The sequence below is a fragment of the Saccharopolyspora gloriosae genome, assembly GCF_014203325.1.
GTDB classification, from domain to species: domain Bacteria; phylum Actinomycetota; class Actinomycetes; order Mycobacteriales; family Pseudonocardiaceae; genus Saccharopolyspora_C; species Saccharopolyspora_C gloriosae.
The window spans coordinates 5,023,593-5,047,442 of sequence record NZ_JACHIV010000001.1; the positions used below are offsets into that span (position 1 = coordinate 5,023,593).

A 23,850-nucleotide genomic window follows, 5' to 3' on the forward strand; every position below is an offset into this window, starting at 1 on the left:
CCGTGAAAGGGTGCACGCATGCACAGCAGCGACGCGACCGGGGTGCGGCGCATCCTGGTTCTCGGCGGTACCGGCGAGGCCCGCGACCTCGCCGCGCGGCTCGGCGACGACGCGGGCGTGCACGTGATCTCCTCGCTGGCGGGCCGGGTGCGCGATCCGAAGCTGCCCGCCGGGGAGGTCCGCGTCGGCGGGTTCGGCGGCGCCGACGGGCTCGCCGCGTGGCTGCGCGAGCACCGCATCGACGCGGTGGTCGACGCGACGCACCCGTTCGCGCGGGTGATCACCGCCAACGCCGCACGCGCCTGCGCGCTGGCGGGCACGCCGCTGCTGGTGCTGCGCCGTCCCGCGTGGGAAGCGGAACCGGGCTGGCACCTGGTGGGCTCGCTGGACGAGGCCGCCGCCGCGCTGCCGGGGCTCGGCGAGCGGATCTTCCTCAGCACCGGCCGCCAGGGCGTGGGCCGGTTCGCGCACCTGGACCTGCGGTTCCTGCTGCGCGCCGTCGACCCGCCGGACCCGCCGCTGCCGCCGCACCTCACGACGCTGCTGGCGCGCGGACCGTTCACCTTCGACGACGAGGTGGCGCTGCTGCGCGAGCACCGCATCGACGTGCTGGTCACGAAGAACAGCGGCGGCCCGATGACCCGCGCGAAGCTCGACGCGGCGCGGGAGCTCGGCGTCGCGGTGGTCGTGGTGCAGCGGCCACCCGAACCGCGGGTGCCCGCCACCACCGTCGAGGAAGCGCTGGAACGCCTGCGTCACGCCGGGTAGCGGCGCGGGGTGAACACCGCGCCACCGACCGCCTTGGTCGTCGACGAGCCGATCACCAGCAGGCAACGCATGTCCACATCGGACGGATCGAGGTCGCCGAGTTCCACCGTCCGCACGGATTCCTGCGGCCCGCCCACGTCCCGCCCGATGATCACCGGGGTCTCCGGCGCGCGGTGCTTGAGCAGCGCGTCGCGGGCGGCGCCGACCTGCCAGGTCCGGCTGCGCGACGCCGGGTTGTAGATCGCCATCGCCAGGTCCGCCTTCGCCGCCGCCTCCAAGCGCTCGACGATGATCTCCCACGGCTTGAGCCGGTCCGACAACGACAGCACGCAGTAGTCGTGGCCCAGCGGAGCGCCGACGCGGCTCGCCACGGCCTGCGCGGCGGTCAGGCCGGGCAGCACCCGCACCGGGACGTCGGTGAACCGCTCCTCGGTCGCGACCTCCAGCACGGCGCTGGCCATCGCGAACACGCCCGGATCGCCGGAGGACACCACCACGACCCGCGAACCGCGCCGGGCCAGGTCCAGCGCGAACTCGGCGCGCTCGGCCTCGACCCGGTTGTCCGAGGCGTGCTTGCGCTGGCGCGGATTGGTCGCGAGCCGGTCCAGGTAGGGGCCGTAGCCGACGAGGTCGTCGGCGGCGGCGACGGCGGTGTGGGCCTCCGGGGTCGTCCACTGCGGACCCGCGGGGCCGAGGCCGACGACCACGACCTCGCCGATGCCGGGCTCGCGCGCCGCGGCGGGCGCGGATTGCTCAGTCGTGGCAGGGGAAACCGGGACGCCGGTCGCGTCCGTCAGGTTCAGCGGGCTGCCCGAGTTCACCGGGCTCGGCAGCAGCGCCAGCGAGAAGTACGGCACCGACGCCGGATCCACCTCGGCCAGCGGCAGCAACCGCTGGCGCTCCGTGGTGGCGCGCTCCACGAAGTACGCCTCGTCGAGCCGTCCCGCCTTCTCGAACGCCTCCTTCACACCGTCGAAGGTGCGGCCCAGCTTCATCACCGCGGCCGCGTCCGTCGAGGCCAGGTGCTCGGCGAGCTTGTCCGGCTCCAGCGTCCCCGGCAGCACCGTCAGCACCTCGTCGCGCTCCGCCAGCGGGCGCCCCAGCATCGCGGCGGCGCCGCTGACGGAGGTCACGCCGGGGATCGCGGCCACGTCGAACCGGCCCACCAGGCGCTTGTGCATGTGCATGTAGGAGCCGTAGAAGAACGGGTCGCCCTCGCACAGCAGCGCCACGGTGCGCCCGGCGGCGAGGTGCGCGGCGAGGCGTTCGGCGGCCTCGGCGTAGAACTCGTCGATCGCGCCCTGGTAGCCGCCGGGGTGGTTCGTGGTCTCCGTCGTCACCGGGTAGACCAGCGGTTCCTCGACCTGACCGGCCCGCAGGTACGGCTCGGCGACGGACCGCGCGATGCTGCGGCCGTGCCGGGCGCTGTGGTAGGCGATCACGTCGGCCTCACCGATCAGCCGCGCCGCCTTCACCGTCACCAGCTCCGGATCTCCCGGTCCGAGCCCGACGCCGAACAACCTGCCTGCCTGCTCCACGGTGCTGCTCACTCCTGTTCGCTCGCGATCGCGTTGATGGCGGCCACCGCCATCGCGCTGCCACCTCGGCGGCCGTGCACCACGAGGTGCTCCAGCTCCGGGTGGTCGGCCAGTGCCTGCTTGGACTCGGCTGCGCCGATGAAACCGACGGGCAGGCCGAGCACGGCGGCGGGCTTGCCCGCTCCGGCGTCGACCATCTCCAGCAGCCGGAACAGCGAGGTGGGCGCGTTGCCGACGGCCACCACCGCGCCGTCGAGCCGGTCCCGCCACAGCTCCATCGCCGCCGCGCTGCGCGTCGTGCCGAGCTCCTGCGCCAGCTGCGGCACCTGCGGGTCGCCGAGGGTGCAGAGGATGTCGTTGTCCGCCGGGAGGCGACGCCGGGTGACGCCCGCGGCGACCATCGCGGCGTCGCAGAACACCGGCGCCCCGGCGCGCAGCGCTTCGCGGGCGGCCAGGACCGCGTTCGGCGACCAGGCGATGTCGCGCACCAGGTCGACCATGCCGCAGGCGTGGATCATGCGGACGGCGACTCCGGCGACTTCCGGTGGCATGCCGTCGAGTTCCGCTTCGGCGCGGATCGTCGCGAAGGAGCGGCGGTAGATCTCCGCGCCCTCCCGGATGTACTCGTAGCCACCGGTGCCCTCGGCCCCGGCTGGATTGCGTCCGGTACTCACACTGCCCTCCGTGCCGCTTCGAGCGCGGCGGATAACTCGCCGGCGGGTTCGCCGCCGACCTCGTAGCCGGCCTCGGTGGCCAGCACTTCCACTCCTCGTCCCGCCGGTCGGCCGCAGCGGCGCGAGCAGCCCGCCCAGTGCACCGGCAACGCGCCGGGCCGGGCGGCGCGCGCCGCGTCGGAGCGCACGTCGGCGAGGGATTTGGCGCAGCCGGGGCTCCCGGTGCACGCGGTGACCCCGGCCAGCGGCGCGGCGGTGTCCACCACGAAACCGGCTCCGTCCATTTCGGACAGCAGGGTCGTCGCGTCGTGCTCGGGGATTCCGGGCAGCAGCAGGGTGCGCCACGGCGTGAGCCGCAGCGGGCGGTCCAGGGCGGCCAGCGCCGCGACCTGCTCGGCGTTCAGCCTGCCCAGCGGGGCGCCCAGCGCGAGGCTCACCCGGCCGTCGCGGCGGTGCAGGACGCCGAGATCGGCGTGGGTGGCGACGGGCTCGACGGGACGACCCGGACCGGAGTGGCACGTCGTTGCGGGAGAAGACCCGACGCCGCCGGCCGGTTCCCCCACGCCGGGGGCGGAACCGGCGCGTTCAGCGGCACCGCTCGCGCTGATGGGCCGCTCGGTGCGTTCAGCCGATCCGCCGGCTGCGGCAGGAACGGTCCCGGCACGCTCAGCGGAACCGTCCGTGCCGGGAGCAGATCCGGTGCTGTCAGCGGACTCCGCGCCGGTGTCGGCGATCGGCGCACCGTCCTCCGCCGGGCCCGGTTCGGCGATGACGCGCGCGGCGATCAGCCGGGGACCGTCGGTGAGTTCGGCGAGCCGCCAGCTCGCCGACTCCTGCCGCCGCCGTTCCGCGAGGAACGCCTCCGCCGCGAGCACCGCGGCGCGCGCCGCGTCCGCGGTCGCGACCCGGATTCCTTCGTCCGCACCGGACAGCAGCACCGCGACCGAACCGTCCGCCGGGGCGAGCCCGATGTCGGCGGCGAGCCCGGCGACGTCGCCCCGCCCGTCGTCCACGGTGAACAGGAACCGCCCCGGCAGCTCCGCGAGCGCGGGCGCCGCGCACAACCGCCGGTCGAGCTCGGTCGCCACCGCGTGCACGTCCAGCGACCCCGCGTCGTCGCAACCGGTGTAGGGCGAGGCGATGATGTTGCGCACCCGCTCGTGCGTCGGCGAGGGCAGCAGGCCCGCGTCGGCCAGCGTCGCCGCGAACTCCGCCACGGCGTGCGGCGCGAGCCCGCGGACCTGGAGGTTCGCCCGCGAGGTCAGCTCCCAGCCGCCGTCGCCGAGCTCCGCCGCGGCGGCCAGCGCCCGCACCTGCCGCGCGTCGAGCCGCCCGCCCGGCACCCGGACCCGGGCCAGGCCGCCGTCGGCGGCCTCGTGCACCCGCAGCGCGCCGGGGCACGCGTCCGGTTCGGCTCGTGGCGGCACGGTTCTCCCCGCTCTCATCGCTCGTGGTCGGTCGGAACTCCCAGCGCACGGCGCGGGTCTCCGGTGGTGCGCGGCCCTGGGCGCGCACCGGCGGTCGTCGATACTACGGCCAGGCCTCGTTGCGGACGCAAAACGCGATGTGCCTCACCACAGCCACCCCCGACCCGGCGGCCTCCCCCGCACGACCGCCCCGCGAACCCCGGCCGGACCTTGTTCAAGCCCTCGCAATTTCGCGAGAGATCGACCGCCCCCGGCGTGTCGGACACCCCATGTGGACAACTCGTTTCCCCTGATCAGAAGTGGTTCCACGGCCGGGATCAGGAACGTTCACCTCGATCGGGTCGTTCGATTTCTCGCGAAATTGCGGGAATCGTCCACAACGTGACGAGTGGGGGCGGCGTGCGGGGGTGCGCCGGTGTCGACCGAGTTCGCGGTGAGGGGATTCCTCGGCGAGCGCTCGTGTCCGGTGGGTGACCGTCGCGCGAGCGTTCCGCCGAACGGCGCGGTGCCACGTGCGTGATCTCTCGCGCACCAGCGCAGCAGGCCACTTGACGAACGATCGCCCCGTTGCGGAGAGTGGTCGACGGCGACGAGTGGAGGAAGCCGGTGCGAGTCCGGCGCGGTCCCGCCACTGTCACCGGGGAGCGGACTCCGCACAACGAAGGTCACTGCCCGCGCACGTGCGCGGACGGGAAGGCCGGAGCGAGCGCCGATCCGGGAGCCAGGACACTCCGCGCCGCCACCGCCCGGTCCGACACCGGGTGCCGACGACTCCGGGGCGAGGACCCCGAGGAAGGTTGACCATGCGTCCTGTCCGCATGCCCGCGTCCCTGCTCAGCCGGGAGCGTGCCGCATGATCCTGCTGCTGTCCACATCGGACACCGATCTGCTCAGCGCACGCGCCAGCGGTGCGGACTTCCGCCTCGGCAACCCGGCCCGGCTCGGCGTGGACGACCTGCCGCCGCTGCTGGAGGGCGCCGACCTGGTGATCGTGCGGCTGCTCGGCGGCCGCCGCGCCTGGGAGGAGGGCCTCGACGCGCTGCTCGCAGGCCCGCGCCCGGTGGTGGTGCTCGGCGGTGAGCAGGCCCCGGACGCGGAGCTGATGGAGTGCTCCACCGTTCCCGGCGGCGTGTGCGCGCAGGCCCACGCCTACCTCGCGCAGGGCGGCCCGGAGAACCTGACGCAGCTGTTCAACTTCCTGTCCGACACGGTCCTGCTCACCGGCCACGGCTTCGAGCCGCCGGTGGAGACGCCGAAGTGGGGCCTGCTGGAGCGCGAGCCGCGCAACACCGAGGGCCCGAAGGTGGCGGTGCTCTACTACCGGGCGCACCACATGGCGGGCAACACCGCGTTCGCGCACGCCCTCTCCGACGCCATCGAGGACGCGGGCGGCCGGGCGATGCCGGTGTTCTGCGCGTCGCTGCGCGCCCCGGAACCGGGCCTGCTGGACACGTTGCGCCAGGCCGACGCGCTGATCGTGACGGTGCTCGCGGCGGGCGGTACGAAGCCCGCGACGGCCTCGGCCGGTGGGGACGACGAAGCGTGGGACGTGGGCGCGCTCGCCGACCTGGACGTGCCGATCCTGCAGGGCTTGACGCTGACCTCCAGCCGCGAAGCGTGGCAGGACAACGACGAGGGCCTGTCCCCGCTGGACATGGCCACGCAGGTCGCGGTGCCCGAGTTCGACGGTCGGCTGATCACGGTGCCGTTCTCGTTCAAGGAGAACGACTCGGAGGGCCTGCCGGTGTACGTGGCGGACCCGGAGCGCGCGGCGCGCGTCGCGGGCATCGCCGTGAAGCACGCCCGGCTGCGGTACGTGGAGCCGAAGGACAAGCGCCTGGTGCTGATGCTCTCGGCGTACCCGACGAAGCACTCCCGCATCGGCAACGCGGTCGGCCTGGACACCCCGGCGAGCGCGGTGGGCCTGCTGCAGCGGCTGCGCGAAGCCGGTTACGACATCGGCCCGGAGGACGGTCCGGACGCGCTGCCCGGCGTGGCCGCGCAGGACGGCGACGCGCTGGTGCACGCGCTGATCGCCGCCGGTGGCCAGGACCCGGATTGGCTCACCGAGGAGCAGCTGTCCGGCAACCCGGTGCGCATCCCCGCGAAGCGCTACGCCGACTGGTTCGCGACGCTGCCCGACGACCTGCGCGAGAGCATCGAGGGTCACTGGGGCCCGCCGCCCGGCGAGCAGTTCGTGGACCGCTCGCACGACCCGGACGGCGAGATCGTGCTGGCCGCGCTGCGCGCCGGCAACGTGGTGATCATGGTGCAGCCGCCGCGCGGCTTCGGGGAGAACCCGATCGCGATCTACCACGACCCGGACCTGCCGCCGAGTCACCACTACCTGGCCGCCTACCGCTGGCTGACCGACGAGTTCGGCGCGCACGCCATGGTGCACCTGGGCAAGCACGGCAACCTGGAGTGGCTGCCCGGCAAGACGGCGGGCATGTCGGCGTCCTGCGCGCCGGACGCGGCGCTGGCGGACCTGCCGCTGATCTACCCGTTCCTGGTCAACGACCCCGGCGAGGGCACCCAGGCGAAGCGCCGGGTGCACGCGACGCTGGTGGACCACCTGGTGCCGCCGATGGCGCGGGCGGAGAGCTACGGCGACATCGCGAAGCTGGAGCAGCTGCTCGACGAGCACGCGCAGATCTCGGCGATGGACCCGGCGAAGCTGCCCGCGATCCGCAGCCAGATCTGGACGTTGATGCAGGCCGCGAAGCTGGACCACGACCTCGGGCTGGACGAGCGCCCGCACGAGGCCGAGTTCGACGACATGCTGCTGCACGTCGACGGCTGGCTCTGCGAGATCAAGGACGCGCAGATCCGCGACGGCCTGCACGTGCTGGGCGCCGCCCCGAAGGGCGAGGCGCGGGTGAACCTGGTGCTGGCGATGCTGCGCGCCCGGCAGGTGTGGGGCGGCCAGAGCGGCGCGCTGCCCGGCCTGCGCGAGGCGCTGGGCATGTTGGAGGACGGCAGCGTCGCGCGCGGCACCGTGGACGACGTGGAGACCTCCGCGCACGCCCTCGTCTCCGGCATGGAGGAGCACGGCTGGGAGCTCGGCGCCGTCGTCGAGGTGTGCCGTTCGGTGCTGGGCGACGCCCCGGACGACGTGGTGCGGGTGCTGGAGTTCGCGGTCGCGGAGGTGGTGCCGCGCCTGGACGCCACGACCGACGAGATGGGTGCGACGCTGCACGCCCTCGAAGGCGGCTACGTCCCCGCCGGGCCGAGCGGTTCCCCGCTGCGCGGCCTGATCAACGTGCTGCCGACGGGCCGCAACTTCTACTCGGTGGACCCGAAGGCGGTGCCGAGCAGGCTCGCCTGGGAGACGGGGCACGCCATCGCGGATTCGCTGATCGAGCGCTACCTCGCCGACACCGGCGAGTACCCGCGTTCGGTGGGCCTGTCGGTGTGGGGCACCTCGGCGATGCGCACCTCCGGTGACGACATCGCGGAAGTCCTTGCGCTGATGGGCGTGCGGCCCACGTGGGACGAGGCGTCGCGGCGCGTCAACGGCCTCGAAGTGATCCCGCTCGACGAGCTGGGGCGTCCGCGCGTGGACGTGACGGTGCGCATCAGCGGTTTCTTCCGCGACGCGTTCCCGCACGTGGTGACGCTGCTCGACGACGCGGTCCGCAAGGTCGCCGCGCTCGACGAGCCGGACGAGCAGAACTTCGTGCGCGCCCACGCCCAGGCGGATCTGGCCGAGCACGGCGACGAGCGCCGCGCCACGACGCGCATCTTCGGTTCGAAGCCCGGTGCCTACGGTGCCGGTCTGCTGCCGCTGATGGACAGCAAGAACTGGCGCGACGACACCGACCTGGCCGAGGTGTACGCGGTGTGGGGCGGTTTCGCCTACGGCCGCGGCCTGGAGGGCACGGAGGCGCGCGGCGACATGGAGTCCGCCTACAAGCGCATCTCGGTGGCGGCGAAGAACGTCGACACCCGCGAGCACGACATCGCCGATTCCGACGACTACTTCCAGTACCACGGCGGCATGATCGCCACGGTCCGCGCGCTGACCGGCAAGGCGCCGGCGGCCTACATCGGCGACAGCAGCCGCCCGGACGCCATCCGGACGCGGTCGCTGACCGAGGAGACCTCGCGAGTGTTCCGCGCCCGCGTGGTCAACCCGCGCTGGCTGGAGGCGATGCGCCGCCACGGCTACAAGGGCGCGTTCGAGCTGGCGGCCACGGTGGACTACCTGTTCGGCTACGACGCCACGACGGGCGTGGTGGGCGACTGGATGTACGAGAAGCTCGCCGAGACCTACGTGCTCGACGAGGAGAACCAGAAGTTCCTCACCGAGTCCAACCCGTGGGCGCTGCACGGCATCACCGAGCGGCTCCTGGAGGCGGCGAACCGGAACATGTGGGAGTCCCCGAACCCGGACACCCTCGCCGCCCTGCACGAGGTCTACCTCCAGGCCGAAGGCGACCTGGAGGACGGCCCGGCGAAGGGCTGAGCAGTTTTCGAGTGAACGGACCGTTCGTCCAATCCCATGAGACGAACGGTCCGTTCACTTCGGGTTCGCAGGAATCAACGCCGGCGGCCGATCGAGAACGCTCTCCCGTGACGGCATCGCGGCGATCTGTTCGGTTACCGATCCGTGTCGGGTTCGCCGGACACGCCGAACATCGCTTCCAATGTTTCCGGGTTGATTCCGGTGTCCACGACCGGCATCGCGCCGTGATAGCTCGTCCAGGACAGGCACGTCGGGCGCTTTCCGGTCGCGGCGAACTCCTCGGCCGCGTCGAGCACGCTCGTCGCGTCGATCTCCGCACCGGGAGGAAACGGGATCCCCGCCCACCCGTACACATTCACATCGCCGTTCGTTCCGCCGGTGCTCACCGTCCCACCATCGGCTTGCCACAGGCACACGCCCCGGTCACCACTGAATCCGACGACGAGTTCCGCACCGCTGTCATGCGTGAGATAGACGATCACCCGATCGTCGCCCTGCTGCGCGACCAGCGCAGCACGCACATCTGTCGTGTCAAGCGAGGTTTCGTCTTCGAGCTCGATCGTGAGCGTCATCGGTTCGCCTTCCCGTGATACGTGCGCCGGTAGGGGCGCCCCTTGCGGTCGGTGCCGGACACCGTCACCTGCGAGCCTTCCGGAAGGAACCGCTCCAACACCTGGTGGCAACCCGTCGGCTTAGTCTGATAGCCACACGGAACATGATTGATCACGACCTCGGCAGACTTCACTCCGGCTCGAATCATCATCGCAGTCGCACGCATCTCGACGTGGTAAGGCAGATATTCGGGCGCCGCGATGCCGAGCCGGGTGATCCGCTCACGTGCCTCCTGTGTCCAGATGTCCCACTGATCTGACCGGAACTCACCAGCTATCGGCCGATCACCGATTTTGATCTTGCCGACCGTGTGATCTCCCTTTTCCCGCACTCGCGGCGGAAGCTCCGGCACCGCCCACGCTGCTTCCGGCGGGTACTCGGAGCCGTCGACGCCGACGGCGTTCGGCGACCGCTTCGGCACGGCCGTGGGCTCCGGCGTGCGAGCGGCGGCCGGGCCGGGACTCGCACCGAGCCGCGACAGGTAGGCGGTGACCCGCTTCCGGACCGCCCGCACGGTGGCACGCACCTCGGCCAGCTGATCGACTGTCATCTCCTGCGACCTGACCGCGTCGAGCGCATCCGGCGCGGACGCACCAGCAAGCGCGTGCGTGAGCGCGTCGCGGCTCTCCGCCGACGCCATGCCCGCGGCCGTGATCTGCTCGGTCGCCTCGTCGAGCCTGCCGAGCACTGCCGTGAGCCTGCGGTCGACTTCTTCCACGGACATCCGCGCCCCCGGTCCCGTCGCCGTCCAGGCCGATCATGCAGGCGAGCACCGACACAAAGTGAGTGAACGGACCGTTCGTCCAATCCCGTTGGACGAACGGTCCGTTCACTCCCAGTGTCCCGGCCCTACGCCGAGCCGTCCCGTTCCGCGAGGCCCGACAGCGCCGGGGGCAGCGAGCCCGTGTGCAGGACGCCGAGGCGTTGGGTGGCTCGGGTGAGGGCGACGTAGAGCTCCGCCGCGCCGCGCGGGCCGTCGGCGAGGATGCGCTCCGGGTCCACGACGAGGACCGCGTCGTACTCCAGGCCCTTCGTGTCCGCCGCCGGGACCGCGCCCGGCACCTCCGGCGGCCCGATCACGACGCTGGTGCCGTCGCGACCCGCCTCGTCCCGCACGAATTCCTCGACGACGGCGGGAAGTTCGTCCGCGGTGACCTTCCTGGACCACGGCTCGACGCCGCACGAGCGGACCGACTCCGGCGGCTTGCCGTCGGGGGCGAACTCGGCGAGCAGCGCCGCGGCGACGTTCATGATCTCCGCCGGGGTGCGGTAGTTCACCGTGAGCGACCGGTAGGCCCAGCGGCCGGGCACGTACGGCTCCAGCATCGCGCCCCACGACGTCGCCCCGGCCTCCGAGCGGCGTTGCGCCAGGTCGCCGACGACCGTGAAGGACCGGCTCGGGCAGCGCCGCATCAGCACCCGCCAGTCCATTTCGGACAGTTCCTGCGCTTCGTCGACGACGACGTGGCGGTACGTCCACTCCCGGTCCGCGGCGGCGCGTTCGGCGAGGTCGCGGGTGTCGTGCTCGACGAAGCGGTTCGCGAGGTCCGCGGCGCCCAGCAGGTCGGTGGCGTAGAGGTGGTCCTCGTCGTCCATCGAGTCCTGGCGGCCGGTGAGCTGGTCCATCACGTCCGACGCGTACTCGGCTTCGGCGGCGCGTTCCCGCTCGGCGGCGCGCGCGGCGCGCTCCTCGGCGGCCTTGTCCCTGCCGAGCAGGTCGACGAGCTCGTCGAGCAGCGGCACGTCCGACACCGTCCACGCGGCGCCGTCGGCGCGCAGCAGCGACGGGTCGGCGCCCGCCGCGCGCAGGCGCTCCGGGCTGGAGTACAGCCCGGCGAGGACGTCCTCCGGCGTCAGCACCGGCCACAGCTCGTCGAGCGCGGCGGTGAACGCCTCGTCACCGGCCAGTTCCGCCAGCAGCTCCGCCTTCAACCGCTCCCGCGTCACCCGGTCGTCGCCACCCGGCCAGCCGCGCGCGATCCGGGACAGCGCCCGCTCGGTGAGCACGTAGGTGATGATCTCGGCGAAGACCGCGCGGGCCTCGTTGTGCGGGAGCCCGGACGACCGGGCCTCCTCCCGCGCCCACTCGGCGACGTCGGCGGTGATCCGCTGCGCGGTCCCGCCCAGCTGCACCGGCAGCGGCTCCTCCGGCACCCGCTGGCGCGCGGCGACCGCCGCGGCGAGCACGTCCAGCATCGCCAGCGATCCCTTGCGCCGCACCACTTCCGGCACGTCCTCGGCCGTCACGCGCAGGCCGGGCAGGAGGTCGCCCGCCGTCATGAACACCACGTCGGACTCGCCCAGTGACGGCAGCACGCGGCCGATGTAGGTCAGGAACTCCGGGTTGGGGCCGACCACGAGCACGCCGTGGCGTTCCATCCGCTCCCGCTGGGTGTAGAGCAGGTAGGCGACGCGGTGCAACGCCACCACCGTCTTCCCGGTGCCCGGGCCGCCCTCGATCACGAGCACGCCGGAGTGGTCGAGGCGGATGATCTCGTCCTGCTCGCCCTGGATCGTCGCGACGATGTCGCGCATCCCCGCTCCGCGCGGCGCGTTGACCGCCGCGAGCAGCGCCGCGTCGCCGCGCTCCTCGCCGGACGGGCGGCCGAGCACCTCGTCGGTGAACTCGACGATCCGTCGCCCGCGCGCGTGGAACTGGCGCCGCCTGCGCATGTTCTCCGGCGTGGCCCCGGTCGCGACGTAGAACGGGCGCGCCGCGGGTGCCCGCCAGTCCAGCAGCAGCGGCTCGTACTCGTCGTCCTCGTCGAAGATGCCGATCCGGCCGATGTAGGAGCGCTCATCGTCCAGCGAGTCCAGCCGGCCGAAGCACAGCCCGTTGTCGGCCACGTCCAGCCGCTTCATCTCCTTGGCCCGCGTGCGCACCTCGACGTCGCGCTCCACGGCCGTCCCGCCGTTGCCCAGCAACGCCGCGTCGAACTCGCCCTTCACCCGCGCCCGTTCCGCGTCGAGCCGCGCGTAGAGATCGGCCACGTAGCCACGCTCGGACCGCAGTTCTTCTTCGTACCCCTGAGTTGACACGTTCTCCTCATCGCGACTGGCCGGTTCCGGTGGGCCGTCCATTTCGGTCCGCCGGGCGCGGCGCCCCGGTTCGACGATCTTCCTCGGCCTTCCGGCGACGTTCCCCCGAGTCCCCGGCAGCACCGCGGGACGTCGCACGCGCGTCCCATTTCCCCAGCGCTCGGCTTCGATGAGCGATTCTGCGGCAGCACGGGGGGCTTGCCGCAAGTACCCCGGTGCGCTATACGTTGAAGCCGGGAAGGAGAAGAGTCTCCCCCATTCCCGCGCCGCGGAGAACACCCGCCCGGCCCTTCGCCCGAGGCCCGCTTCCCCGGCATGGCACGGAGTTCCTCGTCACAGCCCACCGCGAACGCGGCCCGGTGCCCGGAGCCGCGCAGCCGCACCCGACTCCTCCCGCCATGTCCGATCCGGAACGTGGCGGTCCGCACGTCGCCTGGCCCGGCGGCCCCCTGCCTGGTCAGCTGGGTGCGACAAGCGGAACGGAGTCGTCCATGTCGCAGGAGCGCGAACTTTCCCCGCCCACGATCACCGCCGCCCCGAGGCCGTTCGCGATCGACGTGCTGGTGGCGTTCGGGCTGGCGCTCGGATCGTCGTCCGCGCAGGGGCTCGGGCGGTTCGCCTACGGGCTGCTGCTGCCGTCGATGAGCGGTGCGCTGCACTGGTCGTTCGCGACGGCCGGGCTGATGAACACCGCGAACGCGCTCGGCTACCTGCTGGGCGCGCTCGTCGCGGCCCCGGCCGCGCGCCGCTGGAACCCGCGCCGGCTGTTCGTCTCCGGCCTGATCGCCACCGCGCTGCTGCTGTTCGCCGCCGCGCTCACCGGCGACGTCGTGGTGCTGTTCGTGCTGCGGCTGGCGACCGGTGTCGCGGGCGCGGTGGCCTTCGTGCTCGGCGGCGTGCTCGCCACCGGTTTCAGCCAGGGCAGGCCCGGCGGGCGGTCCGCGGTGCTGCTCGGCATCTACTTCAGCGGCGGCGGGCTCGGCGTGCTGCTGTCCGGCCTGGCGCTGCCACCGGTGCTGCGGGCGGGTCCGCCGGACGACGCGTGGCGCTGGGGCTGGGTGGTGCTCGGCGCGCTGGCGGCCCTGTCGGTGCTGCTGGTGATCCCGGCGGCCAGGCGGACCGCGGCGCCGCCGCCGTCGCCGGACGGGGCGCGGTTCTCGCCGAAGCCGATCATCGCCACCTTGATCGCCTACGGCCTGTTCGGCGTCGGGTACATCGCGTACATGACCTTCATCGGCGCCTACCTGGAAGCGGGCGGGGCGGGCACCGCGGAGGTCTCGGTGTTCTGGTCGGTGCTGGGCGCTTCCGCGATCGCGGGCGGTTTCGCGTGGGGGCCGATGCTGGGGCGGTTGCACGGCGGCCGGGCGCTGGCGGTGCTGCTGGTGGTCCTGGCGGTGGGCGCGGCGCTGCCGCTGATCTCCACCGGCGTCGTGGCCGAGTTCGCCTCCGCGCTGCTGTTCGGCTGCTCGTTCCTGTCCGTGGTCACCGCCGTGACCACCACCGCGCGCCACGCGCTGCCGCCGCACCGGTGGGCCGCCGCGATCGGCGCGCTCACCACCGTGTTCGCCGCCGGCCAGTGCGCGGGTCCGGTGCTGGCGGGGGTGCTCTCCGACGGCGGCGGCATCGGCACCGGCCTGCTCATGTCCGTCGGCATCCTGGCGTGCGCGGCGCTGGTCGCCCTCGCCCAGCCCGCGGCCCGGTGATCGGTCGGTCAGCGCGGGAAGCGGACGAGCTCCGTGGCGGCCTCGGGCTGGCGTCCCTGCCCCGAGGAGCACGCGCCGCACACCACGCGCGGCTTCTCCGGCCTGCCGAGGCGGCGGTGGACCCGGCCGCGGATCACGTGCCCGCACCGGGCCACCGGCTGCGGACCACCGGTGCGCAGCTCCACCGCGTGCCACAACGACTCCCGTTCCGAAGCCATGAACACCCGTGCCATGCGTACCTCCCTGTTGCCTGCCTCCCAGGTGATCGACGTCTAATAGACGCCGATTAATAGCTCGTTCGGGTCACGAAGCGCGCGCAGCGGACTGGCTACGATCTGCTCCGTGCCCGCAGACACCATCCGAGTCACGCCCCGAGCGCGCGCGCTCGCCGCCGCCATTCGATCCACCAGGGAGAACTCCGGAATCAGCGGCCGGGAATTGAGCAAAAGGCTCGGCCTGAGCCACGGAACCGTGTCGCACTGGGAAACCGGCCGCCGCATTCCGACACCGGAGGACGTCGCCTCGTTCCTCGCGGTGGCGGGCGTGACCGGAAAGGAACGGCAACGACTGCTCGACCTCGCCCGGCACGCGAGCGAACCGAATTGGCTCACCGTGGGAATGCCCGGAATTCCGCAGCAGCTCGCGGGCGCCGTGGAATGCGAGCGGTCCGCTTCGGCGATCGTCGAGTGGGCGCCGATGGCCGTGCCCGGCCTGCTGCAGACCGCGGGCTACTCCCGCGCGGTCTCGGCAGCGGGCGGGCTCACCTCCGATGAGACCGAACGGCGAGCCACCGTCCGAGCCGGGCGGCGCGAGATCATTCTGCGGGATGATCCGGTTCGATTCACCGCGTTGATCGGTGAGCACAGCCTTTCCGATCGGATCGGAACTCCGCCGGTGATGCTGGACCAGCTGCACTTCCTGCTGGAACTCGCGGAACGCGACAACGTCACGATCCAGGTCGTGCCGCCCCGCGTCGGCTGGCATCCGGGACTGGCAGGCCCGTTCGTGCTCTACGACTTCCCCGATTCGCCCGCGGTCGTGCACTTCGAGCACTACAGTTCCGGTGCTTTCGTCCCGGACGACGACGACGTCCAGGCATATCGGCAGGCCGTGAGCAGAATTCGCGAACTCGCGCTGAGCCCGGCCGACACGATCGATCTGATCACGGAATCAGCGAGCGAACTGGAGAGATCAGCATGACCCCGACGAACTGGCGCACGTCGACCTACACCCACCCCAACGGCAACTGCGTGGAGGTGGGCAGGCTTGGAGATCGCGCCACCGTCCGCGACACGAAGAACCGCACCGCCGGGTACCTGACCATCGGTGAAGCGCAGTGGGCGACGTTCGTGCGGGAGATCGCCTCCGGCCGCTACGACCGGTGACCACGCCCGTGACCTCGGACGTCCCGGCGCCGGCGGAGCGAGCCGAGTCCCACCTCGTGACTCGGGCGCGTCCGGCGGGTAGAGATGAGCCATGAAGATCACGATCGACGAGGACAGGTGCTGCGGCGCGGGGCAGTGCGTGCTGGAGGCACCGGACGTGTTCGACCAGCGCGCTGAGGACGGCGTGGTGGTGCTGCTCGACGCCGCTCCTCCCGCCGAACTGCACGAGGCGAGCCGGTCGGCGGAGCAGCTGTGCCCGACCGCGGCCATCGAGATCAGCGAATGACCACCGGCCGCATCGCGATCGTCGGCGCCTCCGCCGCGGGGCTCACCGCGGCCGAGGCGTTGCGCCGCGAGGGCTGGGACGGCCGGATCAGCCTCATCGGCGACGAGCCGCACGAGCCCTACGACCGGCCACCGCTGTCCAAGCAGGTGCTCGCGGGCAAGTGGGAACCGGAGCGGACCGGGCTGCGGGCGGCGGACGCCCTCACCGGGCTCGACCTGGATCTGCGGCTGGGCACCACCGCGACCGGACTCGACGTCCCGAACCGCCGCGTGCTGCTCGGCGAGGAGGCGCTGGACTGCGACGGCGTGATCATCGCGACCGGGGTCGCGGCGCGCGCGCTGCCCGGTGCAGCGCACGGCGCGCACGTGCTGCGCGGCCTCGACGACGCGCTGGCGCTGCGCGCCCGGCTCGCGAACCCGGGACGGCGGCTGGTGATCGTCGGAGCGGGCGTGCTGGGCGTGGAGGTCGCCGCCGTGGCCCGCGAACTCGGTCACGAAGTCGTGGTGGTCGCTCCCGAGGCGGCCCCGATGGAACGGGCGGTGGGCATCGAGGCCGGTGACCTGCTGGCCGAGGCGCACCGCGCCCACGGCGTCCGGCTGCGGCTCGGCGAGCTCGTGGACGGGCTGCTCGACGACGGCGGACGGGCCCGCGGCGTGCGGCTCGCGGACGGCTCGGAGCTCACCGGCGACGCGGTGCTGATCGCGATCGGCTGCACCCCGGCCGTGCAGTGGCTGCGGGACGGGCCGCTCGACCTCGCCGACGGGATCGGCTGCGACTCGTACTGCGCCGCGGCACCGGGGATCTACGCCGCCGGCGACGTGGCCCGCTGGCACCACCCCGTGCTCAGGCGCCCGGTGCGGATCGAGCACCGGATGAACGCCACCGAGCAGGGCATGGCGGCGGCGCGGAACCTGCTCGCCGAACTGGACCCGGAGCGCTTCGGCACCCGCCGGGAGTTCGCACCGGTGCCGTACTTCTGGTCCGACCAGTACGGGTTCAAGGTCCAGGCCTACGGCGACCTCGCCGACGCGGACCAGGTCCAGCTGCGAGTGCTGGACAAGACCGATCCGGGCGCCCCGAAGGCCGCCGCGCTCTACCGGCGCGGGGACTCGGCGTTCGGCGCCCTCTCGATCGGCGTACCGCCGAAGCAGGCCCGCGCGCTGCGCGGCGCGGTGGCGACACCGCAACCGTGGGAGCAGGCGCTCGGCGTCCTCGACGAACTGGCGAGCTGAACGCCCCGGGCGTCGTCCGCTCCGGGCGGCGCCCGCGGGCCGCACCCGCGCTGGCGCTGGGGAGGGAAGACGTGACCGGCAGGCCCTCCCCCCACCCGCGACCAGCCGCACCCGCCACCCCGCGACCGCGGCAGGGCCGGACCCGGCGGGCAATCGCGCGCCGGTAACATATGCCTGGTCAACGATGTCGGCCGCCACGTCGCGCCGAGCATCCGCAGCACCGCGCGGCGCCCTGCGACACCAGCCGCGAAGGTCCGCTCAGGAACCGGTATTGGAGCATCCAAGAATGGCCCGCCACCTCGTCACCAGTGCGCTTCCGTACATCAACGGCATCAAGCACCTGGGCAACATGGTCGGCTCCATGCTCCCCGCCGACGTCTACTCGCGGTACCTGCGCCAGCGCGGGCACGAGGTGCTCTACATCTGCGCCACCGACGAGCACGGCACCCCGGCGGAGCTGGCCGCCGCCGACGCGGGCCTGCCGGTGGCGGAGTTCTGCGAGCAGCAGCACCGGGTGCAGGCCGAGATCTACCGCGGCTTCCAGCTCTCCTTCGACCACTTCGGGCGCAGCTCGTCGGAGCAGAACAAGGAGATCACCCAGCACTTCGCGCGCAAGCTGCACGAGCACGGCTTCATCGAGCAGAAGTCGATCCGCCAGGTGTACTCGGCCGCCGACGGCCGGTTCCTGCCGGACCGCTACATCATCGGCACCTGCCCGCACTGCGGGTACGAGAAGGCGCGCGGCGACCAGTGCGAGAACTGCACGCGCGTGCTGGACCCGACGGACCTGATCGAGCCGCGCTCGGCCATCAGCGGCAGCACCGAGCTGGAGGTCCGCGAGACCAAGCACCTGTTCCTCACCCAGTCGAAGCTCACCGACGAGGTGGAGCGCTGGCTGGACTCGGCGAGCGCGGAGTGGCCGAACCTGTCGTCGTCCATCGCCCGCAAGTGGCTCACCGAAGGCCTGCGGGACCGGTCGATCACCCGCGACCTGGACTGGGGCATCCCGGTGCCCGCCGACACGTGGCCCGAGCTGGCCGCCGAGGGCAAGGTCTTCTACGTCTGGTTCGACGCGCCCATCGAGTACATCGGCGCCACCAAGGAGTGGGCCGACCAGGCGCCGCAGGACCGGGACTGGAAGTCCTGGTGGTACGAGGCCGACGACGTGACCTACACGGAGTTCATGGCCAAGGACAACGTCCCGTTCCACACGGTGATGTTCCCGGCCACCGAGCTCGGCACCCGCGAGCCGTGGAAGATGGTCGACTTCGTCCAGTCGTTCAACTGGCTCACCTACTACGGCGGGAAGTTCTCCACCAGCGACCAGCGCGGGATCTTCACGAACCAGGCACTGGAGCTGCTGCCCGCCGACTACTGGCGCTACTTCCTCATCGCGAACGCGCCCGAGTCCGACGACGCCTCGTTCTCGTGGGAGCTGTTCGCCTCGGTGGTGAACAAGGACCTCGCGGACACCTTGGGCAACTTCGTGAATCGCGTGCTGTCGTTCAGCCGCAAGCGCTTCGGCGACCAGGTCCCCGCCGGGAGCGCCGCCGGTGAACCGGAGCAGCGGCTCGCCGCCGAGATCGGCGGGCTCATCGAGGACTACCAGACGCACCTGGAGGCCAAGCAGTTCCGCAAGGCCGCCCAGGCGCTGCGGTCGCTGTGGAGCGCGGGCAACTCCTACCTGGAGGAGAAGGCGCCCTGGATCGAGATCCGCACCGACCAGGACGCCGCGGCGCTGACGCTGCGCACCGCGATGAACCTGATCTACCTGTACGCGGTGCTGTCGGAGCCGCTGATCCCGTCCGCGGCGCAGGCCATGCGGGCGGCGTTCGCCTCCGACGACCCGGCGCGCCGCTGGGTGTCGCCGGACGAGGCGAAGTCCTTCGCGCTGGTCGAGGCGGGCACGGACTTCACCATCCCGCCGGTGCTGTTCGCCAAGATCACCGAGGACGACCTGGAGAACTACCGCACCCGCTTCGGCGGCTCACCCGACGCCGCCTGAGCCGGTCGCCGCGCTCAGAGGTTCCGCGCGCCCCATCCGTCCCGGACGGATGGGGCGCAGCCCTTTTCCGGAGCCGGTCAGCGGCGGGACTCGGGGGTGAGGTCCGCGACCGGGCCGACGATGATCACGGCGGGGGGCTTGATGTCGTTGTCGCGGACCGAATCGGCGGCTTCGGCGAGGGTGCTGCGCACGGCGTGCTGGGTGCGCATGGTGCCTTCCTGCACGATCGCGACCGGCGACTTCGGGTCGCGGCCGTGCTCGATCAGCACCGCCGCGAACTCGCCGATGCGCTTGACGGCCATCATCAGCACCAGCGTGCCCTTGAGCCGCGCCAGCGCCGGCCAGTCCACCAGCGAGGTCTCGTCGTGCGGCCCGACGTGGCCGGACACCACCACCACCTCGTGCGCCACGCCGCGATGCGTCACCGGCACGTCCGCGGCCGACGGGACGGAGAACGCGCTGGTGATGCCGGGAACGGTCGTCACGGGGACCCCGGCGTCCACGCAGGCCAGCAGCTCCTCGTAGCCGCGGCCGAAGACGTACGGGTCGCCGCCCTTGAGGCGCACCACGAACTTCCCGGCCCGCGCGTGCTCGACCAGCAGCTCGTTGATCACGTCCTGGTTGGCGGCGCGGCCGTACGGGATCTTCGAGGCGTCCACGACCTCCACGTGCGGTCCGAGCTCCTCCAGCAGCTCGCGCGGCGCCAGCCGGTCGGTGATCACCACGTCGGCCTGGCCCAGCAGCTGCCTGCCGCGCACCGTGATCAGGTCCGGGGCGCCCGGTCCACCGCCGACCAGCGCGACACCGGGCGCGGGCCGCTCGGCGCTCTCGTCCACGACGCCGGTGCGCAGCGCCGCCACCAGCGCGTCCCGCACGGCGGCGGAACGGCGGTGCGCGCCACCGGCCAGCACGCCCAGCAGCAGCCCGCCGTGCTCGGCGACGGCCGGGGTGACGGCGGTGCCCTGCGCGGCGTCGTCGGCGCGCACGCAGAACACCCGGGAACGTTCCGCCTCCGCCGCGACGGCCTCGTTCACCTCGCTGCCCGTCGCGCACGCCACCGCGTACCAGGCGCCGTCCAGGTCGCCCTCGGCGTACGGGCGGCGGTGCCAGGTGAGCTCACCGGCCTCCGCCATCGCCTCGACCGCCGGAGTCGCCTCCGGCGACACGACCTCGACCCGCGCTCCCGCGTTGATCAACCGGGGCACCCGCCGCTGCGCGACGCTGCCCGCACCGACGACCACCACCCGCTTCCCCGTGAGGTCGAGTCCCGCGAAGTAGTGGTGTTCGCCGGGCGAGTTCTGCGCAGAAGAGTGCGTGGTCATGCCGTCCGTCGTTCGTATCGTGGTGTCGCCGCGGCGCCATCGCCGAGGCCTGGGTGCGCGACCGCGCCACCACGCGCTCGTGGTGGTCACCGCGCCCGCCGCGACGGCACCGGGCGGTGGTCGCGCGAGCTCGCGATCCGCCGGTGCGGACGGGCGTCGCCGACCGGGCGCAACGCCGACCCATCTTGCCACGGACGTCGCCGGGATCAGCCTTGCGAACGGCTCGGGCGAGCACCTCTCCCGCGGTGGCCCACCGGACGGGCGCCTCGGTCGACCGCAGTATCGTGACCCGCCCGCGAACGAAGGTCAAACCTCCGGTGACCTCTCTCACCAGCGAACTCGCCGCCGCCACCGGCCCGGACCGCTTTGCCGAGCGATTCCGCGCGGCGCATCCTGGGGGCAGGCGAACCAGGGAGGCGGCCATGCACGCGAACCGGACGCTCACATTGGACATGCAGGTCATCGAAGCGGGGGCGAAGACCACCGCGGACGTCGGGATGATCACCGGCGACGGCCGGGCGCTGCACGGGCACGGCACCGCGCGACGGCACCCGGACGACCCGGACGTCCCGCAGATCGGGGATGAGATCGCGCTCGCCAGAGCGCTGTTCGAACTGGGCCACAAGCTGCTCGACACGGCGGCGGGCGACATCGGCGAACGCCAGCACCGCCGAGTGCACCTCATGGCGTGACTCCCGCGATTTCTCGCGAGATCGCCCACCCCGGGTGACGTGTGACCCCTGGTGCGGTGAGCTCGGATGCGGGCGGTCGCCGCGGCCGCGGGACGGTCCGGTATCGGGGCTGGTGGAGCGGATTCCGCGCGGAATCCCGGCGCTCGGCGGGATCACTCGCGCGGGGCGGTGCGCACAGGTCTTGGTCATCTTCTCGCGTGGTGTCATCGGCGCGTGATCGCAACCGCGCTCCGGACGACACCTCACCGCTCGGCGTCCAGGTAGGCCAGCACGGCCCGCACTCGCCGGTGGTCGTCGGAGGACTGCGCCAAGTCGAGCTTCGCGAAGATGCTCGCGGTGTGCTTGCCGACGGCGCTCTCGCTGACGTGCAGGCGCTGCGCGATGGCCGTGTTGGACCGGCCCTGCGCCATCAGCTCCAGCACGGCGCGTTCGCGTTCGGTGAGCCGCCGCAGCGGTGCGTCCCGGGCCCGGTGGTCCAGCAGCTTCGCGATCACCTCGGGATCCATCGCGGTACCGCCCGCCGCGACCCGGCGCACCGCGTCGACGAACTGCTCCGCGTCGAACACGCGGTCCTTGAGCAGGTAGCCCACCGCGCCCGACCCGTCGGTGAGCAGCTCGCGCGCGTAGAGCCGCTCCACGTGCTGGGACAGCACCAGCACCGGCAGGCCGGGGATCTCCGCCCGCGCGCGCAACGCCGCCTGCAGCCCCTCGTCGGTGTGGGTCGGGGGCAGCCGCACGTCGACGACCGCCACGTCCGGGCGGTGCTCGGTGAGCGCGCGCGCCAGTTCGGGCCCGGTCTCCACCCCGGCGACGACCTCGAACCCGTGCGCGGTCAGCAGGGTCGTCAGGCCGTCGCGGAGGAGGAAGAGGTCTTCGGCGAGGACGACGCGCATGGGATCTCCATCGTGGCGCGGGTCGGGCCACCCGCTGGGCTGCTGAGGTCGAGCGTGCCGTCGAAGGTGCCGAGCCTGCGGCGGATCCCCCGCAGGCCGGTGCCGCAGCCGGTGTCGGCGCCGCCGCGGCCGTCGTCGGTCACCGCGATGCGCAGCACCCCGTCCGCGTGCCCGAGTTCGACGCGGGCGGTGTCCGCCTCTGCGTGCTTGAGCACGTTGCCGAGCAGTTCGCTGACCGCGAAGTAGGCGGCCGATTCCACGGCCATCGGACACCTGCCCGGCAGGCTCCCGGCGATCTCCACCGGCAGCGCCACGTCGAGCGCCAGCGCCCGGATCGCGTCGGCTAACCCCCGCTCCACCAGCACCGGTGGCCTGATCCCGCGCACCAGGTCGCGCAGTTCGTCGAGCACGCGGCGGGAATCCGCTCCGGTCTCGTCGAGCATGTCCCGCGCGCGCTGCGGCTCCCGGTCGAGCAGGACGCGGATCGCACCGAGCTTCAGGCCGAGCGCCACCAGCCGAGCCTGCGGCCCGTCGTGCAGGTCGCGTTCGATCCGGTCCAGTTCGCGGGCTTCGGCGTCGACGGCGTCGGCTCGGGTCTCGGTGAGCCGCCGCACCCGCCGCGCCAGCTCGGCCCGCCGCGTCGGCGCCAGCAGCGACCGCGCCCACCAGCCGTGCAGCCGCATCGCGAGCGGTGCCAGCACGAGCACCGCGGCGATGGCCGCCACGCCGAGCCCGGCGGTGACGATCCGGTGCGCGGCGAACCAGTCCTGCCACGGCGAGTCCGGGAACTCCAGGTCGGTGAGCGCTTCGATGATCCACACCCAGAACGGCGCCCACACGCTCTGCGTGGCCCAGAGGGCCAGCGCCGCCGGCGGCACCACCAGCGCCGCCGTCACGACCGGGTCGCCGCTCAGCCAGGCCAGATCTCGCCAGGTCGCGGGATCGCGCAGCGCGTTCACGTAGCGGGCGTGCCGGATCGCCGGGCCGGGCGACTCCGTCAGCCGATCACCGCTGCGGTACAGGCCGTCCGCGGTCGGCTCCGGCGGGGGCGGGTCCGGGCGGTGCGGCGCGGGTATCTCCACACCGCTCCACCGCGCCGCCACGGTCCGGTTGAGCCCGGTCAGCGCCGTGGTGCTCGCGACGATCCGCGCCCAGAACCGGTGCGCTCCGAGCACGTGCAGCAGCAGGAACGTCCCCACCAGCCACGCCGCGCCCAGCAGGTTCAGCACCGACAGCAGGCCGAGCACGACCAGCCGCCAGCAGTCGAGCAGGGAACGCTGGACCGTGCGCCACCAGGCGCGCGGCGGTCGGGGCGGACCGAGCAGGCTCGCCGTCCACCGGGCGTGCCAGCGCAGCGCGGGCTCACCGATCAGCACCGCGAGCAGTCCGAGCGGGGCGCCGACGAGCGGGCTCAGCAGCATCCAGTTCATGTCCCGCGCGGTCGCCGGGTCGCTGGACACCCGGTGGGTGCGCTGGACGTAGTGCGGCAGGTGCGGCGACCGGTACAGGTAGTTGTCCCACCGGTACCGGCCTTCCGCGTCCGGCTGCGGAACCGGGGGCACCGGCAGGTAGTCGACGTCCGCCTCGATCCCCTGCCGCCGCGCGCGGCGGCGTGCCGAGTCCGCCACCGCACGGCACCGGTCCAGCAACCGTTCGCCCGGATCGCACGCCCCGACGGTGATCAGCACGATCGACAGGACGTAACCGACGAACGCCACCGGCCCCGCCAGCCCCAGCCCGAACAGCACCAGCCCTCGTCCTGCGCTCGCCCCGCGCCGCCGCGCCCAGTCCCTCATGAGCACCATT

General features: G+C 72.8%; 19 protein-coding genes and 1 riboswitch. Of the genes, 9 read left to right on the forward strand and 10 right to left on the reverse strand.

The window, feature by feature from the left end:
• Window positions 1-18 precede the first annotated feature (18 nt).
• The gene (locus BJ969_RS21815) at window positions 19-768 is read left to right on the forward strand and encodes a cobalt-precorrin-6A reductase (protein ID WP_184481562.1); all 750 of its coding nucleotides are present in this window, start codon (window positions 19-21) and stop codon (window positions 766-768) included.
• Here BJ969_RS21815 and BJ969_RS21820 read toward each other — a convergent pair.
• From BJ969_RS21820 to cobG, 3 genes are read right to left on the reverse strand one after another with little or no spacing between them, the layout of a single operon-like run.
• Window positions 756-2,318: a precorrin-2 C(20)-methyltransferase gene (locus BJ969_RS21820; RefSeq protein WP_425503572.1), complete on the reverse strand. Its 1,563-nt coding sequence runs from the start codon at window positions 2,316-2,318 to the stop codon at window positions 756-758. The genes BJ969_RS21815 and BJ969_RS21820 overlap by 13 nt on opposite strands.
• A complete protein-coding gene (locus tag BJ969_RS21825) occupies window positions 2,315-2,980 on the reverse strand; it encodes a precorrin-8X methylmutase (RefSeq protein WP_184481564.1) in 666 nt (221 codons plus the stop codon). Before BJ969_RS21825 ends, BJ969_RS21820 begins: the two co-directional genes overlap by 4 nt.
• On the reverse strand, window positions 2,977-4,407 hold the full coding sequence (gene cobG, locus BJ969_RS30305) for a precorrin-3B synthase (protein ID WP_184481566.1): 1,431 nt from the start codon (window positions 4,405-4,407) through the stop codon (window positions 2,977-2,979). Before cobG ends, BJ969_RS21825 begins: the two co-directional genes overlap by 4 nt.
• Before the next feature lie 597 nt (window positions 4,408-5,004).
• A riboswitch (cobalamin riboswitch) is annotated at window positions 5,005-5,138 on the forward strand.
• A 122-nt stretch (window positions 5,139-5,260) separates the two neighbouring features.
• On the opposite strand from cobG, the gene cobN reads away from it, so the two are divergent.
• A complete protein-coding gene (gene cobN, locus BJ969_RS21835) occupies window positions 5,261-8,875 on the forward strand; it encodes a cobaltochelatase subunit CobN (RefSeq protein ID WP_184481568.1) in 3,615 nt (1,204 codons plus the stop codon).
• A gap of 134 nt (window positions 8,876-9,009) precedes the next feature.
• Here the strand turns inward: cobN and BJ969_RS21840 are convergent, their stop codons facing one another.
• The 3 genes from BJ969_RS21840 to helR all read right to left on the reverse strand — a co-directional run bounded on the left by BJ969_RS21840 (window position 9,010) and on the right by helR (window position 12,526).
• Window positions 9,010-9,447: an Imm1 family immunity protein gene (locus BJ969_RS21840; protein WP_184481570.1), complete on the reverse strand. Its 438-nt coding sequence runs from the start codon at window positions 9,445-9,447 to the stop codon at window positions 9,010-9,012.
• A complete protein-coding gene (locus BJ969_RS21845) occupies window positions 9,444-10,205 on the reverse strand; it encodes a DddA-like double-stranded DNA deaminase toxin (protein WP_221315905.1) in 762 nt (253 codons plus the stop codon). The genes BJ969_RS21840 and BJ969_RS21845 overlap by 4 nt, the downstream gene beginning before the upstream one ends.
• 131 nt (window positions 10,206-10,336) lie before the next feature.
• The gene (gene helR, locus BJ969_RS21850; protein ID WP_184481574.1) at window positions 10,337-12,526 is read right to left on the reverse strand and encodes an RNA polymerase recycling motor ATPase HelR; all 2,190 of its coding nucleotides are present in this window, start codon (window positions 12,524-12,526) and stop codon (window positions 10,337-10,339) included.
• 491 nt (window positions 12,527-13,017) lie between these two features.
• Here helR and BJ969_RS21855 point away from each other — a divergent pair, with 491 nt between their 5' ends.
• Entirely contained in the window at window positions 13,018-14,229 is a 1,212-nt protein-coding gene (locus tag BJ969_RS21855; RefSeq protein WP_184481576.1) for a YbfB/YjiJ family MFS transporter, read from the forward strand.
• An 8-nt stretch (window positions 14,230-14,237) separates the two neighbouring features.
• Here the strand turns inward: BJ969_RS21855 and BJ969_RS21860 are convergent, their stop codons facing one another.
• Window positions 14,238-14,462, reverse strand: a complete 225-nt coding sequence (locus tag BJ969_RS21860; RefSeq protein ID WP_184481578.1) for a hypothetical protein — start codon at window positions 14,460-14,462, stop codon at window positions 14,238-14,240.
• A gap of 109 nt (window positions 14,463-14,571) precedes the next feature.
• Between BJ969_RS21860 and BJ969_RS21865 the strand changes: the two genes are divergently transcribed.
• From BJ969_RS21865 to metG, 5 genes are all read left to right on the forward strand, one after another.
• Window positions 14,572-15,429: a Scr1 family TA system antitoxin-like transcriptional regulator gene (locus BJ969_RS21865; RefSeq protein ID WP_184481580.1), complete on the forward strand. Its 858-nt coding sequence runs from the start codon at window positions 14,572-14,574 to the stop codon at window positions 15,427-15,429.
• Complete coding sequence (locus BJ969_RS21870) at window positions 15,426-15,614, forward strand: DUF397 domain-containing protein (protein ID WP_184481582.1); 189 nt, start codon at window positions 15,426-15,428, stop codon at window positions 15,612-15,614. Before BJ969_RS21865 ends, BJ969_RS21870 begins: the two co-directional genes overlap by 4 nt.
• A gap of 91 nt (window positions 15,615-15,705) precedes the next feature.
• Window positions 15,706-15,900 (forward strand): ferredoxin, encoded by a 195-nt coding sequence (locus tag BJ969_RS21875; RefSeq protein ID WP_184481584.1) that lies wholly within the window; start codon window positions 15,706-15,708, stop codon window positions 15,898-15,900.
• Entirely contained in the window at window positions 15,897-17,132 is a 1,236-nt protein-coding gene (locus BJ969_RS21880) for an NAD(P)/FAD-dependent oxidoreductase (RefSeq protein WP_184481586.1), read from the forward strand. The genes BJ969_RS21875 and BJ969_RS21880 overlap by 4 nt, the downstream gene beginning before the upstream one ends.
• Before the next feature lie 286 nt (window positions 17,133-17,418).
• Window positions 17,419-19,137 (forward strand): methionine--tRNA ligase, encoded by a 1,719-nt coding sequence (metG, locus tag BJ969_RS21885; RefSeq protein WP_184481588.1) that lies wholly within the window; start codon window positions 17,419-17,421, stop codon window positions 19,135-19,137.
• Window positions 19,138-19,214: 77 nt separating this feature from the next.
• Here metG and cobA read toward each other — a convergent pair whose 3' ends face one another.
• Window positions 19,215-20,459, reverse strand: coding sequence for a uroporphyrinogen-III C-methyltransferase (gene cobA / locus BJ969_RS21890; RefSeq protein WP_184481590.1), 1,245 nt, complete (start codon window positions 20,457-20,459; stop codon window positions 19,215-19,217).
• Between the two features lie 422 nt (window positions 20,460-20,881).
• On the opposite strand from cobA, the gene BJ969_RS21895 reads away from it, so the two are divergent.
• Entirely contained in the window at window positions 20,882-21,151 is a 270-nt protein-coding gene (locus tag BJ969_RS21895) for a DUF1876 domain-containing protein (protein ID WP_184481592.1), read from the forward strand.
• Between the two features lie 242 nt (window positions 21,152-21,393).
• Here BJ969_RS21895 and BJ969_RS21900 read toward each other — a convergent pair whose 3' ends face one another.
• The gene (locus BJ969_RS21900) at window positions 21,394-22,044 is read right to left on the reverse strand and encodes a response regulator transcription factor (protein WP_184481594.1); all 651 of its coding nucleotides are present in this window, start codon (window positions 22,042-22,044) and stop codon (window positions 21,394-21,396) included.
• Window positions 21,996-23,840 (reverse strand): sensor histidine kinase, encoded by a 1,845-nt coding sequence (locus BJ969_RS21905; protein WP_184481597.1) that lies wholly within the window; start codon window positions 23,838-23,840, stop codon window positions 21,996-21,998. Before BJ969_RS21905 ends, BJ969_RS21900 begins: the two co-directional genes overlap by 49 nt.
• Window positions 23,841-23,850 lie beyond the last annotated feature (10 nt).